The 17355-nt window shown below is 50.4% G+C and carries 11 protein-coding genes; 3 read left to right on the plus strand and 8 right to left on the minus strand.

All coding sequences use genetic code 11. From position 1 onward, the window contains the following. Window positions 1-3 precede the first annotated feature (3 nt). From yfaE to ubiG, 4 genes are all read right to left on the minus strand, one after another. Window positions 4-264 carry a class I ribonucleotide reductase maintenance protein YfaE gene (gene yfaE, locus A8F97_RS02575; RefSeq protein ID WP_005976150.1) on the minus strand — a complete coding sequence of 87 codons (261 nt, stop codon included), beginning with the start codon at window positions 262-264 and terminating at the stop codon, window positions 4-6. A 3-nt stretch (window positions 265-267) separates the two neighbouring features. After that, complete coding sequence (gene nrdB / locus A8F97_RS02580) at window positions 268-1398, minus strand: class Ia ribonucleoside-diphosphate reductase subunit beta (protein ID WP_025918758.1); 1131 nt, start codon at window positions 1396-1398, stop codon at window positions 268-270. 109 nt (window positions 1399-1507) lie between these two features. After that, window positions 1508-3793 carry a class 1a ribonucleoside-diphosphate reductase subunit alpha gene (nrdA, locus tag A8F97_RS02585; RefSeq protein WP_005976154.1) on the minus strand — a complete coding sequence of 762 codons (2286 nt, stop codon included), beginning with the start codon at window positions 3791-3793 and terminating at the stop codon, window positions 1508-1510. A gap of 348 nt (window positions 3794-4141) precedes the next feature. Continuing rightward, window positions 4142-4861 (minus strand): bifunctional 2-polyprenyl-6-hydroxyphenol methylase/3-demethylubiquinol 3-O-methyltransferase UbiG, encoded by a 720-nt coding sequence (gene ubiG, locus A8F97_RS02590; protein WP_014700795.1) that lies wholly within the window; start codon window positions 4859-4861, stop codon window positions 4142-4144. Between the two features lie 248 nt (window positions 4862-5109). Here ubiG and gyrA point away from each other — a divergent pair, with 248 nt between their 5' ends. Together gyrA and rcsC are read left to right on the plus strand one after the other, a co-directional pair. Then, window positions 5110-7749: a DNA topoisomerase (ATP-hydrolyzing) subunit A gene (gene gyrA / locus A8F97_RS02595; RefSeq protein WP_014700794.1), complete on the plus strand. Its 2640-nt coding sequence runs from the start codon at window positions 5110-5112 to the stop codon at window positions 7747-7749. A 115-nt stretch (window positions 7750-7864) separates the two neighbouring features. After that, window positions 7865-10720 carry a two-component system sensor histidine kinase RcsC gene (gene rcsC, locus A8F97_RS02600; protein WP_015730953.1) on the plus strand — a complete coding sequence of 952 codons (2856 nt, stop codon included), beginning with the start codon at window positions 7865-7867 and terminating at the stop codon, window positions 10718-10720. A gap of 37 nt (window positions 10721-10757) precedes the next feature. Here the strand turns inward: rcsC and rcsB are convergent, their stop codons facing one another. The 4 genes from rcsB to A8F97_RS02620 form a co-directional block, all read right to left on the minus strand. Beyond that, a complete protein-coding gene (gene rcsB / locus A8F97_RS02605; RefSeq protein ID WP_005976164.1) occupies window positions 10758-11408 on the minus strand; it encodes a response regulator transcription factor RcsB in 651 nt (216 codons plus the stop codon). A gap of 8 nt (window positions 11409-11416) precedes the next feature. Beyond that, window positions 11417-14104 carry a phosphotransferase RcsD gene (gene rcsD, locus A8F97_RS02610; protein WP_014700792.1) on the minus strand — a complete coding sequence of 896 codons (2688 nt, stop codon included), beginning with the start codon at window positions 14102-14104 and terminating at the stop codon, window positions 11417-11419. A 16-nt stretch (window positions 14105-14120) separates the two neighbouring features. Beyond that, the gene (locus tag A8F97_RS02615; protein WP_015730951.1) at window positions 14121-15290 is read right to left on the minus strand and encodes an MFS transporter; all 1170 of its coding nucleotides are present in this window, start codon (window positions 15288-15290) and stop codon (window positions 14121-14123) included. Between the two features lie 136 nt (window positions 15291-15426). Further along, window positions 15427-15846: a winged helix-turn-helix transcriptional regulator gene (locus A8F97_RS02620; RefSeq protein ID WP_014700790.1), complete on the minus strand. Its 420-nt coding sequence runs from the start codon at window positions 15844-15846 to the stop codon at window positions 15427-15429. A 365-nt stretch (window positions 15847-16211) separates the two neighbouring features. Between A8F97_RS02620 and A8F97_RS02625 the strand changes: the two genes are divergently transcribed. Then, window positions 16212-16973, plus strand: coding sequence for an SDR family oxidoreductase (locus A8F97_RS02625; protein WP_033071812.1), 762 nt, complete (start codon window positions 16212-16214; stop codon window positions 16971-16973). Window positions 16974-17355: the final 382 nt, after the last annotated feature.

Here is a 17355-nt window from a genome sequence, read left to right on the forward strand (position 1 = left end):
GGGCTATAGGTCGAGTTCGATATCGCCCTGCGGCATACAGCAGCAGGGGAGGATTTCATCCTGTTGGATACAGGCCAATGGGGTTTGGCGGTACGCTACGCGACCTTTTACCAGACGCAGCCGACAGGAACCGCAATAGCCGGATCGGCACTGATATTCAATGCTGACGCGGTTGGATTCCAGTACCTCCAGCAGGGAAGGGCCGTCATCTGAACAGGAAAACTGCGCACCGGATGTGCGCAGCGTAATAGTTGGATTGCTCATCGATTACAGTTGGAAATCGCTCAGGTCGTCATCGCTGATTTCTGAATCGATCTGGCCGACCAGATAGGAGCTGACTTCGACTTCCTGCGGCGCGACCTGTACGTTATCGGACACCAGCCAGGCGTTGATCCACGGGATGGGGTTGGTACGTGTCTGGAACGGCAGCGGCAAACCAACGGCCTGCATGCGGATGTTGGTGATATATTCCACATATTGGCACAAAATATCCTTGTTCAGGCCAATCATCGAACCGTCACGGAACAGGTATTCAGCCCACTCTTTTTCTTGCTGGGCGGCGAGTACGAACAGGTCGTAACACTCTTGCTGACACTCTTCGGCAATCTGCGCCATTTCAGGGTCGTCATGGCCGGAACGCATCAGGTTCAGCATGTGCTGCGTGCCAGTCAGGTGTAGTGCTTCGTCACGGGCGATCAGCTTGATGATTTTGGCGTTGCCTTCCATCAGTTCGCGTTCCGCAAAAGCAAACGAGCAGGCAAAGCTGACATAGAAACGAATCGCTTCCAGCGCGTTCACGCTCATCAGGCAGATATACAACTGCTTTTTCAGCGTATGCAGGTTAACGGCTACAGTTTTACCGTTAACCTGATGTGTTCCTTCACCCAGCAAATGATAGTAGCTGGTCATCTCGATCAGCGAGTCGTAGTAGCCGGAGATATCCTTGGCACGCTTTAGAATCTCTTCGTTAGTGACGATATCGTCAAACACCAGCGATGGATCGTTCACGATATTACGGATGATGTGGGTGTAAGAACGCGAGTGAATGGTTTCCGAGAACGCCCAGGTTTCCACCCAGGTTTCCAGCTCAGGAATAGAAATTAGCGGCAGCAGTGCCACGTTCGGGCTACGTCCCTGAATCGAATCCAGCAGCGTTTGGTATTTCAGGTTGCTGATGAAGATGTGCTTTTCATGATCGGGCAGTGCCTGATAGTCGATGCGATCGCGGGACACATCAACTTCTTCCGGGCGCCAGAAGAAGGATAATTGCTTTTCGATCAATTTTTCGAAAATTTCATATTTTTGCTGATCGAAACGTGCAACGTTAACCGACTGGCCGAAGAACATGGGTTCTAGCAACTGATCATTTTTATTCTGTGAAAAAGTGGTATAGGCCATTAGTCTCTCCAAAAAAATGCCGTGAGCATTTTTAACGCCGTCTGCGGCTGCGGGTAGGACGCCCGCGCTAAAAGGATAAAAGGCTGCATTGCAGCCTTTTATTATTGGCTTAAATCTTACACGCGCCGCCTTCGCAGCCATCGTCTTGCGGCTCTGCCAACAGATCGTCTTGCACGTCTTCAGCGCCGTCACGGGTATTTTGGTAATACAGCGTTTTAACGCCGAATTTGTAGGCCGTGACCAGATCTTTTAGCAACTGCTTCATCGGTACTCGGCCTGACGGGAAGCGTGATGGGTCGTAGTTGGTGTTGGAGGAGATCGCCTGATCGACAAATTTCTGCATCACACCCACCAGTTGCAGGTATCCATCGTTATTTGGCATTTCCCATAGCAGTTCGTAGGCATCTTTCAGCGTTTCGTATTCCGGCACGACTTGACGCAGAATACCGTCTTTGGATGCTTTGACGCTGATGTGGCCGCGCGGTGGCTCAATGCCGTTGGTGGCGTTCGAGATCTGAGACGACGTTTCAGACGGCATCAGCGCAGACAGCGTGGAGTTACGCAGGCCGTATTCTTTGATGTCGTTACGCAGCGTTTCCCAGTCGAGATGCAGCGGTTCGTTGCAAATCGCGTCCAGATCGCGCTTGTAGGTATCGATCGGTAAAATACCCTGTGAGTAGGTGGTTTCATTGAACCACGGGCAGGCACCTTGCTCACGTGCCAGCACATTCGACGCCTTCAGCAAATAGTATTGAATCGCTTCAAAGGTTTTGTGCGTCAGGCCATTGGCGCTGCCATCGGAGTAACGCACGCCATTTTTCGCCAGATAGTAGGCAAAGTTGATGACGCCAATTCCCAATGTGCGGCGGCCCATCGCACCACGTTCTGCGGCTTTAATCGGGTAATCCTGATAATCCAGCAGGGCATCCAGCGCGCGTACCGCGAGCGTTGCTAAATCTTCCAAATCGTCCAGGCTATTAATCGCACCGAGGTTAAACGCCGACAGCGTACACAGTGCAATTTCACCGTTTTCATCATTCACGTCGTCCAACGGTTTGGTCGGTAACGCGATTTCCAGACACAGGTTGGACTGGCGAACTGGCGCAATCAGCGGATCGAACGGGCTATGCGTGTTGCAGTGGTCAACGTTCTGAATATAGATACGGCCTGTTGAAGCACGCTCCTGCATCATCAGGGAGAACAGCTCAACCGCTTTAATACGCTGCTTGCGGATGCTGTCATCCTGCTCATATTGCACATACAGGCGTTCGAATTCATCCTGATTGGCGAAGAACGCGTCGTACAGCCCCGGTACGTCAGACGGGCTGAACAGTGTGATCTCTTCACCTTTTACCAAGCGCTGGTACATCAGTTTGTTCAACTGCACGCCGTAATCGAGGTGACGAACGCGGTTGCCTTCTACGCCTCGGTTGTTTTTCAATACCAGTAGGCTTTCGACTTCCAGATGCCACAGCGGATAGAACAGCGTGGCAGCTCCACCGCGAACGCCGCCCTGAGAGCAGGATTTCACCGCCGTCTGGAAGTGTTTATAGAACGGGATACAGCCGGTATGGAACGCTTCACCGCCGCGAATTGGGCTACCGAGCGCACGGATGTGACCGGCGTTGATGCCGATACCGGCACGCTGGGAAACATATTTCACGATAGCGCTGGACGTCGCGTTGATGGAATCCAGGCTGTCGCCGCATTCGATCAGCACGCAGGAGCTGAACTGGCGCGTCGGGGTGCGCACGCCGGCCATAATTGGCGTCGGCAGGGAAATTTTGAACGTTGAGATCGCGTCATAGAAACGTTTAACGTAATCCAAACGGGTTTCACGCGGATAGCCAGAGAACAAGCAGGCAGCGACCAGAATGTACAGGAACTGGGCGCTTTCGTAGATATCACCGGTGACGCGGTTTTGTACCAGATATTTCCCTTCCAACTGTTTAACCGCAGCATAGGAGAAATTCATGTCACGCCAGTGATCGATGAAAGCGTCCATCTGAGCGAATTCTTCGGGGCTATAGTCTTCCAGCAGGTGCTTGTCGTATTTGCCCAATTCCACCATCTTGGTGACGTGGGTCAGCAGGGCCGGCGGTTCGAACTGACCGTAGGCTTTTTTGCGCAGATGGAAGATAGCTAGACGCGCGGCCAGATATTGATAATCCGGGCTTTCGCGGGAGATCAGATCGGCAGCGGCCTTGATGATGGTTTCATGAATATCAGAGCTTTTGATGCTGTCATAAAACTGAATGTGGGAACGCAGTTCCACCTGAGAAACGGAGACATTGTGTAAACCTTCTGCGGCCCAGGTAATGACGCGGTGGATTTTATCCAAATTGATTTTTTCTTTACTGCCATCGCGTTTGGTAACGAGCAAGCTCTGGTTCATGTTGGGATTTACCTGTTGATGAAAATAAAAAAATATCCCCCGTTTATTCACAGAAATTCCGCTGTGACTAACCCTGTGGATAAATACTAGATATGGATATTTTTTGATAAATGGCTACTACATGGTGAGTATTCTAGTCTGGATTCGTTTGAGTACAAGGCTTGATTTTGGTGTTAATTTCAGGTTGCCGAAGCGTTGGTTTCCCGAAATCCTGATTTTGTAAGGGCTAAGAGGATGTCAATATTCTGTAAAAAAAATAAGTCTCGGCCATTTTGTTGGTTTTTCAGATAAACCCAGAAAATTGCGCGGTGAAAAACCGCGCAATTTTAAGACTATTCTTAATTGGGTCTATTTATCATGGAGAGTATGCAGCATGTAGTTCACGTCCACATTTGGACCGAGCTTAAAGTGGTCCGTCAGCGGATTGTAGTGCAGCCCGGTGATATGCCTTTCGCGCAGTGCGGTGTCATCGACCCAGCGCATCAGCTCCGCCGGGCGAATGAATTTCTTAATATCGTGCGTGCCGCGTGGCACCATTTTTAAAACATACTCAGCACCGATAACGGCCATCATCCACGCTTTTGCATTGCGGTTTATCGTGGAGAAAAACACGTGTCCACCGGGCTTGACCAACTTAGCGCAAGCCTGCACTACGGATTGCGGATCGGGAACGTGCTCCAGCATCTCCATGCAGGTGACCACATCGTAAAGGCCTGGGTGAGCGAGTGCATGGGCTTCTACCGTTTCCTGTACGTAATCGACAGTGATGCCGCTTTCCAGCGCATGTAAGCGCGCAACGTCTAACGGCTCTGCGCCCATATCCAGCCCGGTGACGTCCGCGCCTTCACGCGCCATGCTCTCAGCCAAAATGCCGCCGCCGCAGCCGACATCTAACACTTTCTTGCCGAACAGGCCTTCCGCGCGCTGTGAAATATAGCCCAGACGCAGCGGGTTAATGCGGTGTAATGGTTTGAATTCACCTTCTAAATCCCACCAGCGTGAGGCGATAGCCTCAAATTTGGCAATTTCCTGATGGTCAACGTTCGGCGTTTTATTTTCTACGTTCATGTGTCATCACTGCCTTTCATCATTTTCTACTGCCGCGAGTATACCCCTTCATGTCGCAACGTGCAGCGCTGTCGCTTTTCTCTGCGGGATAAACGTTCACGAGGAAAACAGTCTGTTCAGAACGGAAGGGAGTTTCCCCCGAAACGGCGGTTTGTGATATAATTTTTCACCTTTTGAACAGTTCACCTTTCTGAACGGTTCACTTTTCTGAACACGGGTAGATGCCTAAATAGAGGGATAGCGGCTCCATGAGCGACCTTGCCAGAGAAATCACACCGGTCAACATTGAAGAAGAGCTGAAAAGCTCGTATCTGGATTATGCGATGTCCGTTATTGTCGGACGTGCATTGCCAGATGTTCGAGATGGACTGAAACCGGTACACCGCCGCGTACTGTATGCGATGAGCGTACTGGGTAACGACTGGAACAAACCGTATAAAAAATCCGCCCGTGTCGTCGGGGATGTCATCGGTAAATACCACCCGCACGGCGACTCTGCCGTTTATGAAACCATCGTGCGTATGGCGCAGCCTTTCTCACTGCGCTACATGCTGGTTGATGGTCAGGGTAACTTCGGTTCGATTGACGGCGACTCCGCTGCGGCCATGCGATATACCGAAATTCGCATGTCGAAAATTGCTCACGAACTGCTGGCCGATCTCGAAAAAGAGACGGTCGATTTTGTGCCGAACTATGACGGCACCGAGCAGATTCCTGACGTCATGCCTACGCGTATTCCCAACCTGCTGGTTAACGGTTCTTCCGGTATCGCCGTCGGGATGGCAACCAATATTCCGCCGCATAACCTGACTGAAGTCGTGAACGGCTGTTTGGCGTATATCGACGATGAAGACATTACCCTCGAAGGGTTGATGGAGCACATCAAAGGCCCGGATTTCCCGACGGCGGCGATCATCAATGGCCGACGCGGCATTGAAGAAGCCTATCGCACCGGGCGCGGTAAAATTTACATCCGCGCGCGTGGCGAAGTTGAAACGGACGCGAAAACCGGACGTGAAACCATCATCGTGCATGAAATTCCGTATCAGGTGAACAAAGCGCGCCTGATCGAGAAAATTGCCGAACTGGTTAAAGATAAACGTATTGAAGGTATTAGCGCACTGCGTGACGAATCCGATAAAGACGGTATGCGTATCGTCATCGAGATTAAGCGCGACGCCGTGGGCGAAGTGGTTCTGAATAATCTGTATTCCCAGACGCAGCTTCAGACGTCATTCGGCATCAACATGGTGGCACTGCATCAGGGTCAACCGAAGATCATGCCGCTGAAAGATATTCTGGTTGCGTTTGTGCGCCACCGCCGCGAAGTGGTGACGCGTCGTACCATTTTTGAACTGCGTAAAGCCCGTGACCGCGCCCATATCCTGGAAGGTCTGGCCATTGCGCTGGCGAACATCGATCCGATTATCGAACTGATTCGTCGTGCGGCGTCACCTGCTGAAGCGAAAGCTTCACTGATCGCACAAGCGTGGGAACTGGGCAGCGTTTCTACCATGTTGGAACGTGCGGGCGATGATGCCGCGCGTCCGGAGTGGCTGGAGCCAGAGTTCGGCATTCGTGACGGTCACTACTACCTGACGGAACAGCAGGCGCAGGCGATTCTGGATCTGCGTTTGCAGAAACTGACTGGCATGGAGCACGAAAAGCTGCTGGATGAATATAAAGACCTGCTGGCGGAGATCGCCGAGCTGCTTTATATCCTCAATAGCCCTGAGCGTCTGATGGAAGTGATCCGCGAAGAGCTGGAAGCGATCAAAACGCAATACAGCGACGAGCGCCGCACAGAAATCACGGCGAACACTGCTGACATCAACATCGAAGACCTGATTAATCAGGAAGATGTTGTGGTTACGCTGTCTCACCAGGGTTATGTGAAGTATCAGCCGCTGAGCGACTACGAAGCCCAACGTCGTGGTGGTCGTGGTAAATCGGCAGCCCGTATTAAAGAAGAAGACTTTATCGATCGTCTGCTGGTGGCTAACACCCACGACACGATTCTGTGCTTCTCCAGCCGTGGCCGTCTGTACTGGATGAAGGTATATCAATTGCCGGAAGCCAGCCGTGGCGCACGTGGTCGTCCGATCGTTAACCTGCTGCCGCTTGAGCCGAATGAACGTATCACGGCGATTCTGCCAGTACGTGAATACGAAGAAGGTCGTCATATCTTCATGGCAACGGCGAGCGGTACGGTGAAGAAAACGGCGCTGACGGAATTCAGCCGCCCACGTAGCGCGGGGATCATCGCGGTTAACCTGAACGAGGGTGACGAGCTGATTGGCGTTGACCTGACTGATGGTAGTGATGAGGCGATGCTGTTCTCAGCGGAAGGTAAAGTAGTCCGCTTCTCTGAACAGGCGGTGCGCTCTATGGGTCGAACGGCAACGGGCGTCCGTGGTATCAACCTGCAAGGTGAAGATCGCGTGGTATCGTTGATTATTCCTCGTGGTGAGGGCGATATCCTGACCGTCACACAAAATGGCTTTGGTAAGCGTACTGCCGTGAGTGAGTATCCAACCAAGTCACGTGCGACGAAAGGGGTTATCTCTATCAAGGTCAGCGAGCGTAACGGTAAAGTGGTTGGTGCGGTTCAGGTTGACGCCGCTGACCAGATCATGATGATCACCGATGCGGGAACGCTGGTACGTACTCGCGTGTCTGAAGTCAGCATCGTTGGCCGTAACACACAGGGTGTGACGCTGATTCGTACAGCGGAAGACGAACATGTTGTTGGCCTGCAGCGTGTGGCCGAACCGGTAGAAGATGAAGAGCTGGATGGCGTGGTAAGCGTTGAAGGCGAAATCGCCGAAGACGATGATGCTATCGACGACATTGATGGCGATGATGATATCGCTGAAGATGACGAATAAGCCTTTTCCTTAAACCGAAATGAGCCGAGTAAGCCAGCGCGATGCGCTGGCTTTTTTTATCGACACTCGGTAGTGTATCAGCCAACTGGTTCCTCCATCATTCAACGGTATTCACTTGAAATATCTCGCCTCATTCCATACCACATTAAAAGTTTCCCGCTATTTGTTTCGGGTTCTGGCGATCATGCTGTGGGTGTTGGGCGCGCTGATATCCGTTTTCTATATCACTAAAGTATTGAATGAAAAAGAGTCAGAACTGCGTCAGGAATATAATCTCAGCTTTGATCAGTCACAGGGATACATCCGACACGCGTCGGATATTGTGCGCGAACTTCAGTATCTGGCGGCAAACCGTCTGATGCTGGCGAGAGAAAAGGCAGAGTCGCCAACGGAAGGAGGGCCTGGTGTCTCTGTTTATGCGCTTGAGCCCGGAGCAACCTGTTCTACGCAATATGGCGGGAATGCGGCGCTGCTCTCATTGAGTCATTTTTTCAACGGCTGGCAGGATAATTTCTCTGCCGTCTACGATCTTAATCGGGTCTTTTTTGTTGGTGGCGATCGGCGTTGTATGGTTGATTTTGGCATTCGTAACCAGTCGCTTGATCGTGATAACTTGCTTAAAAATGTGCAGGATCGGTTTCAGGATCAAAAGAAGAATCGTACCCAGACCGGGCGTGATGAAACACTCTATTGGATTACCCCCGCATCTGTCCCCGATGTCGGCTATTTATATGCGCTCACGCCGATCTATGTGGATAACAAGCTGGAAGTCATCATGGGAATTGAACAGACTATTCGTCTGGATGACTTCGTCACTGTTGGAAAATTTCCGATCAATGCCAAGCTGCTGGATCAATATAACCAGGTCGTTTTACAGTTTTCCGATGACAAAGGGCTCTCTGTTTCCTCGGTAGGCGGCTATCCCTCCGAACATAACTATTTTGGCTATGTGAATGGTTATGACGAACTCATTCTGAAGAAGGCGCTGCCGCCGACTTCGTTCAGTATTGTGTACTCGCTACCGCTGAAGGTGCTGCTGTCCCATATCGGCGGATTGATGATCAACATGCTGGTGCTGAATATCCTCTCGGCGATTCTGTTGTTCGTGTTGGCGCTGGTGTTTGAGCGGAAAATGCTGTTGCCTGCAGAAGTGAATGCGTTTCAACTGGAAGAGAACGAGCAATTTAACCGTAAGATCGTGGCGTCGGCACCGGTAGGCATCTGTATTCTGCGTATTAGTGACGGCACCAATATCCTCAGTAACGAACTGGCGCATAACTATCTCAATTTGCTTACCCACGAGGACAGGCTGCGAATTACCCGCATTATTTGCGAGCAGCAGTCCAAGTTTGTGGATGTGATGACCAGCCGTAACCACCACCTGCAAATCAGCTTTGTCCATTCGCGCTATCGCAATGAAAATGTGGCGATTTGTGTGTTGTTGGACGTTAGCGCGCGCGTCAAAATGGAAGAGTCGCTACAGGAAATGGCGAATGCCGCCGAACAGGCAAGCCAGTCTAAATCGATGTTCCTTGCCACCGTCAGCCATGAATTGCGCACGCCGCTTTATGGCATTATCGGCAATCTCGACTTGCTGCAAACCAAGTCGCTGCCGCAGGACGCTAACCGTCTGGTCTTGGCGATGAACAACTCCTCATCGCTGCTGCTGAAAATCATCAGCGATATCCTCGATTTTTCCAAGATTGAGTCGGAGCAGTTGAAGATCGAACCGTGTGAGTTTGCACCGCATGAGGTTATCAGCCACATCACCAGTAATTATCTCCCGCTGGTGGTCAAAAAACGCCTGATGCTGTACTGCTTTATCGAACCCAATGTTCCGGTTAGCCTGTTTGGCGATCCCGTCCGTTTGCAGCAGGTGTTGTCCAACCTGTTGAGTAATGCGATCAAGTTTACGGATACGGGTTGCATCGTTTTTGAAGTCGGCTGCCGCGATGGTTATCTGGAATTTGTGGTGCGCGATACTGGCGTGGGCATTCAACCGCGCGAGGCGGTGAAACTGTTTGATCCGTTCTTCCAGGCGGGGAGCGGGGTACAGCGTCATTTTCAGGGCACAGGGTTAGGGCTGGCAATTTGTGAAAAGCTGGTCAATCTGATGGATGGCGATATTACTATCGAGTCGGAACCAGGGCTAGGCAGCCTGTTTGGCGTCAGGATCCCGTTGTATAAAGCGCACTATGCGCCTATGGCGATTAACGCCAGCCTGCAAGGGAAAACATGCTGGTTGAGGGTGCGTAATGCCCGGCTGGAGGCGTATCTACTGACATTATTGCAGAACCAAGGCGTGCAGGCGGTGCGTTACCAGAATCAAACCGTGTCGCCTGATGATGTCATGATTAGTGATTACACCTCAATAGAAGACATTGCCGTTCGGGCGCATATCATGATGAGTGGCGCGCATAACGGAACCGCACAGAAAGTGAGTGAGGGGCACTGGGTACAAGGGACATCGACACCTCAGCATCTGCCTGATTTGCTGGAAAAAATCTACCGCTCAGAAAGTGAAGACAATATTCGTGAAGGGATTTCACCGCCGCTGGCTCACTATGAGCGAGTTGAGAATGGCGACATTATGATTCTGGTGGTTGACGACCACCCCATCAACCGTCGATTGCTGGCGGATCAGTTGGGTTCTTTGGGCTATCAGGCGATGACGGCGAATGATGGGGTCGACGCACTCGGTGTATTAGGTAAAAACCACATTGATATCGTTCTGACGGATGTCAATATGCCGAATATGGATGGTTATTTGTTTACTCAGCGTATGCGGGAGCAGGGACTACGTTTCCCTGTCATTGGCGTGACGGCGAATGCGTTGGCAGAAGAAAGAGAACGCTGCCTTGGGGCAGGGATGGATCACTGTTTGTCAAAACCGGTGACGCTGGATACGTTGCAGCAGGCGTTGGCGTATTACAGTACTGTGGTGCGTCAGGCGAGAACATCCGAGAAGTAACCTGCACCAGCGCGGTTGCCGGTGCAGGGAGAAAAACTTAGTCGACTTGTGTTGCGCCGCCATTAACGGAAGACAGGTAGTTGAGCAGGGCAATATCGTTCTCGACGCCCAGCTTGGTCATGGCTGATTTTTTCTGGCTACTGATCGTTTTGATACTGCGATTCAGTTTTTTGGCGATTTCGGTAACCAAAAAGCCTTCTGCAAACAAGCGCAGCACTTCACTTTCTTTCGGAGACAGGCGTTTATCACCGTAGCCGCTGGCGCTGATTTTCTCCAGTACTTTGGATACGCTATCCGGCGTGAATTTCTTTCCTTTTTGCAGGGCTGCTAGCGCTTTGGGTAAATCGGTCGGTGCGCCCTGCTTCAGTACGATGCCTTCAATGTCCAGATCCAACACCGCACTCAGAATCGCCGGATTATTGTTCATGGTGAGAACAATAATAGAGAGATGAGGGAAATGACGCTTAATGTATTTAATGAGGGTGATACCATCGCCGTATTTATCGCCCGGCATGGATAAATCGGTGATTAAAACGTTAGCGTCCAGCTTAGGCAGGTTATTGATCAGCGCAGTTGAGTCTTCAAATTCGCCAACCACATTGACCCATTCAATTTGCTCAAGTGATTTTTTGATGCCAAAAAGGACAATGGGATGGTCGTCGGCAATAATTACGTTTAGGTTACTCATCGTTTTGGTTACTCATCTTGTTGGCTACCTTGCTGCCCTTTAGGTTCGCTTGGGGATAGTAATGCACTGACAAACCTTTCAATTTCATGAAGGTTGGCCTCAATCTGTATACTATCGTGCGCGGTAATATGCTGTTCAAGCTGTTCACACAACTGTTTGCCAGGATGCAGATTCAGCATGGCAAACACGCCTTTCAGCCGGTGCGCCGTCTGCGAAAGTGACGGAAAATCGCCTGCTTCCGCTTCAGTATACAGCCTCTTTAAATCATCCGGTACTGTCTCCACGAACAGCGAATAATAGTCGCTTGACGCCAATTGTGCGGCGTAAAATTCGACATCGTTCTGTTCTCCCTCCTGCGTCGCATCGGGTGGTGTTTCCAGTTGCAGTTCAATCAGCTTAAGCAATGCCTCCAGTAGGAGGTGGCTGATATTATAGTTCACCCGCAAACGGCGCGGGCCCAAAGGCGTTAGCGTGTCATCGTCATGACTCAATAGCAGCGTATAATCTGCTTTTTTCTCCGGGTCATCAGTAATAAAAATATCGGCTTCCTGAGTAATCTGACGCTCATCGCTGACCAGATAATTTGCTCCCCAGCCCGTCAGCATATTGCCGACAATATGCTGTACTTCGTCAGACGTCACATCCAGCAGAACGGTAATCCCATCCAGCAGTTTTTCGTCCTCAACGGGCAGCGCTTCCGCCTCCAGTTTTAACGTCAGAATATAGTGTGTACCTAACCCAGATTTACTGTTGATGGCTAACGCACCGCCCAGTTTATTACAGAGTTGATTACACAAAAATAAGGTCAATCCTGAATTTTGTCCGAAACGATCGAAAGCCGCAGGATGCAGGAAAGGATGTCGAATGTTTTCCTGCTCTTTGCCTGAAACCTGGGTTCCGGTATCGCTGACCTGAATAATCAGCGTATCCGACTCATTATTTTTTCTGTCAACCGATACCGTAATTTTGCCGTAATCGGTATTGGTCACTGAATAATTTAGCAGCAGTGCCAGCGTCTTTTTCAACAGCTCGGCATCACCCACATAAGTTTGATTATTATCCAGATGGTAATGATGGAATAGGGTAAGCCCTTTTTGATTCAATCGTGGCAACAACTCAAGGAGAACATTGTCGATAAGTGTCAGCGGTGAAAAACTGGTGTTGACTCCCGTCCATTCCTGAGCCTCAAGCTTTTCATGCAGGGCGATATTTTCCAGTAGCTGAATCGCGCAGCGGGTATCTGCTGTTAGTTGATCCAGCGTTTGTGCTTGCATGGCTGCCGTATTGCTGTGGCGTATCGCGTGAATATGCTGTTGTAGTGAGAGCAGCGGCTGTTTAAATTCGCTGAGCAGGTTTTGGAATAAACGTTTTCTGGCATGGATATTCTTTTCGTATTCACGCTGGGCTAGCAGCAATTTCCGCTGCACCAGAATTTCTTTATCCTGTTCGCGCACCAGGAAGAGGCAATAGTCTGGCGAATATTGGCTACGGATTTGACGAATTTCATACATTTCATTATTGATGGTGACCTGAATGACACCCTGATGCTCGTCCGCCATATTGGTGATTTTTTGCAGACTCAGGTGTGGAAGCAGGTGCTCTGCACGCTCATTTTGTATGATGATCTTGTTGCTGTTGAAATCATAAACCAGCACGCCCATCGGGATTTTCCCCGTGGTTTCGCGGTAAATATCCAGTTTCTTTTCCAACTGATGCGATAAATCTTCACCGGGATGGGCATACTTTCGCCGGAAAAGATAAAAGCCACTGATGGACGAACTCAGCAGAACCAGATTCAGCAGCATAAGCCAGATGTTATTACGCAACGCATCAATAATCAGTGCCTTTACTGGCACCTGGAAAACGATTTTTATCGGTGCATTTACGAGCGTGGCAGAGACTTCAATATTAGAGCCATGAAGCTGTGCATCCGTTGCGCTTTCACCATTATTACTGCCGTCGATGTTGCTAGCTGCAGGTGTATCTGGCTTCAGCATCAGATGGTCACGCGGGATTGTGTCTGGAATTAAGTCGTTAATGGGCAGATCGAACGCCAGAATTGTCGCCAGATGGCCCGGCTGATTGAATGTGGTGCGCAGCGTGAAATAGTAATCGTTATAGAAGCGTAATTTACGCAGCGGGGAAAAACTTTCGCGTTCATCTAATACATTTGCCTGTTGCAGCATTTCCGTCCGGCGGGCTTCGGCAATGACCGTAATATAATTGCCGCGGAACTGCGAAGAGATATCTTTCAGCGTCTGTGTGGAAATCATCGTCAGACTGTTGTCGATGCCATTCAGATAATACATAGAATAGACGTTATTCTCTGCTCCCCAGAGAATATCGAGATAGCGTGATATCCGACGCACCGACGTCAGCGTCCCTTTATCGTGTTGCCCAAAAATCAACGCATCCGTTTTCTGACCATTTTTTTCTACATAGAAAACATTGGGCATTAAATTAATTGCGCTAATGTTGGCGTCGCTAGCGGACGGTTCACTGTTCAGACTGCCGTAAATTTGATAGGTGAAAAAACGGTAAGTATCGATGCGTTTCTGTATACCTTGGGCAATAGTCGTCAGCGAATGTTTTTTGTCCGCCAGCAAATCGTTGATGTAGCTATACCCAAACGTTCCAGTAATAAGGAACGATAACACCGTAAGGAGGGAAAAATAACGCAAGATCATGGCTGGCATCAATTAGCGCTCCTGATTAGCGGATAACTGCTCGCGCACTGGCGCTGACGGCCAGCAACAGCAGTGCGACAAACCCGAATGCGGTAGCCAAATTGCTGAGCTGTGCAATAAAGCCGAGAATGGTCGGGCCGATCAGAATGCCCGCATAGCCTACTGTGGTAATGGAGGCGATGGCCAGATTGGGTGGCATGATTTTTTGATTCCCCGCCGCGCTGAAGAGGATCGGTACCACATTGGATGCGCCGATACCCACCATCACGAAGCCAAGAATGGCGGTCACTGCATTATCAATACCGATCGTTAACAGCAGACCGAGTGCGGCACAAAGGCTACCACCAGTAAGAATCGCATAGCGCCCAAGCGCATTAACAATGCGATCGCCATTCAGCCTGCCTAGCGTCATCGCGACGGAAAATGCCGCATAGCCCATTCCCGCCTGCGCGCCGCTCAGGTTGCGCTCAACCGTCAGAAAGAGGGCGCTCCAATCCAATATCGAACCTTCGGCTAGGAACATGATGAAGCACAGTGAACCAATGAACATGACCCAGCCGCGTGGGATCACAAACAGCGGGCCACCTTCATTTTGATTTGTGGTGCGTAGCAGGTGTTTATGTGCCGTTGCCATGAACAGCAGCATCAACGCAACAATAGTGAGTATTGCCATCAACGGAGACAGGCCAAGCCACAACAGGGCGCTGACGCCACCAGCACCGGAAATTCCTCCGATGCTAAAGAAACCATGAAAACCGGACATCATCGCCTGGCCGCTGGCGCGCTCTACGATGACGGCCTGAATATTCATGGCGACATCGATCATACCAATAGACGCGCCAAAAAAGAGCAGCACGATCGCCATCACTGGCAATGTTTCTGCCTGCGTCAGAGCGGGTAATATCAGACAGAGCAGGGCGCTGGCCAGCAAAATAACGCTGCGGCATCCCCACTTACTGGTGAGGAAACCGGTGAGCGGCATGGCCAACAGTGAACCAATGCCCAGAGAAAGTAACAGCATCCCAAGAGAGGCATCACTGATAGCCAGTCGCGCTTTAACAAAGGGCACCAGCGGTGCCCAGGAAGCCATAGCAAAACCTGCAACAAAGAAAGCGATGCGCGTGGCCGCCTGTGCTTTTTTGCCCGGCAGATTCTGATTAATGCTTAACAAGTTGGAATGCAGAGTCGTACTCATCCTGAACGAGGCTATCCGGTATACGTAACAAGGGCCTATTTTTACCATAATTAGCGGTCTGAATGGAAAGAATCATGGTACTCGTCACGCCTATGATTGGCAGCAAACTTTGCTGGTTGCTACCTTTCGCCAAGCCTTAGCTGTCTTTGGATCGCAGATCGAATGCGGAACGGGCTTGTTCGATGATTTCAAGATTTTTCTCAGCCCACACCCACACGCCACAGAACGCAGCCCCAAGCCCAAGACCGAGATCCGTCAGGCGGTACTCCACCTTTGGGGGGATAACGGGATGTACGGTGCGGATTACCAACCCTTCTCGTTCCATCTCGCGCAGGGTCTGTGTCAGCATTTTCTGGCTGATCCCTGCCACTTTCTTTGCCAATTGTGTGAAGCGTAATTCTCCGTTTTCAGCCAGAACCTCAAGGATAAACATCGTCCATTTGTCCGCCACTCGGCCGATCACTTCGTTAACCAGTGTCTCTACGCGAGGATCCTGCTTTTTCACTGATGAAAGCTTTCTCTGGACTTCTGAGTGTTTAGCGAAGTCGATGCTCATAGGCACTCTCTTTCTTTTGGGTAATTGTGATCATTCTGGTGCTTTTCTTTCCCGAAGTTTGCGTCTGACAGTATCGGGAGTCGAGCATCTGAGTTCTTTAAAGCACGTATCTTCTATACTTACCATTTGGGTAGTATCGCACTTTATGGTGCCTACTTCCCAAAAGTTTGTAAGGTGCTTATTCTTTGAGTCCTACCCACGTTCCGGTAGAAAAGTGCATCTGGCATTTGTGCGCATCCCCTGTTTCTTCGGACTGCGACGTTGTTCCCTATTGCGCGCGAATACTGTCAGAAGAGGGGCGGCTGCATAGTCCCTGAATTTAAAAAAGATAGTTCCTGAATTTAAACGAGAAGGTGAAGCTAATCATGCAAACGGCAAATAACACAATACTCATTACAGGAGGAGGTTCCGGCATTGGCCGCGAGCTCGCACTGCGTTTTCACGATCTCGGCAACACAGTCATTGTGACGGGTCGGCGAGCATCTCTCCTGCAGGAGACGATCGATGGACGGCAAAATATGCACGCATTTGAATTAGATATCGACGATCCAAAGGCTATTAATGCGTTTGCACAGCGGATCGTGACGGAATATCCATCCGTCAACGTCCTGATTAACAATGCTGGCATCATGCGTTACGAAGATCTGAGTACTAGAAGCGATCTGTGCGATGCGCAGGCGCAGATTACTACAAATGTGCTTGGGCCTATCCGCCTCACTAACGCCTTTATCGATCATCTGAAGAGCCAACAGAATTCTGCGATCGTCAATGTGTCTTCCGGTCTGGCTTTTGTTCCGCGCGCTGACGCGGCGGTTTATAGCGCGACTAAGGCTGCCGTTCACTTCTACACTGTGTCATTGCGGCATCAGCTCGTGGATCAGGTCGAGGTCATCGAGCTCGTACCACCAGGTATCCAGACTGAGCTCACGCCGGGGCAGTCGGATCGCGAAGGCTACATGCCTCTGAACGCATATATTGATGAAGTTATTACATTGTTTTGCAAGCAACCGACGCCAAACGAGATCGTTGTAGAGCGTGCTCAACTGCAACGTTTGGCTGAGCGTGAAGGGCGTTTCGAACAGGTATTTGATTTGATCAACGCACGGGCAACTGAGCAGCGGCGCTAGTTTGGTCAATTCAGACGGGTGCAGTGGAACGCCGTAACATAGATGGGGGTCGTTCGGCGAAGTGCTTGACCAGAGACACGGTAAAACAAAAATGCCGATTAAATAATCGGCAAAAAGTAAATAAAAGAATAGATTAAGATAAATTGAAGTAATAATGATGATGAATTGCAATTCTAGTTCGATACATATGCCCCGTTTTGCCGTTTGGTGCGATTTCAGCCTGTGCCCGCCGTTGTGGTCATGCCGATAACCCTTAGGGGGTAAAAAATTTCCAGGAGAAATTTTTAACGTTGCGCAAGCAACGGCCCGTAAGGGTGACGGCCAGGGATGGCTCGTCATAAAAATGTACTTAGGCGCACTCTGCCGGAGGTGGCTTGTGCGT

The sequence above is a fragment of the Pectobacterium parmentieri genome (assembly GCF_001742145.1).
GTDB lineage: Bacteria > Pseudomonadota > Gammaproteobacteria > Enterobacterales > Enterobacteriaceae > Pectobacterium > Pectobacterium parmentieri.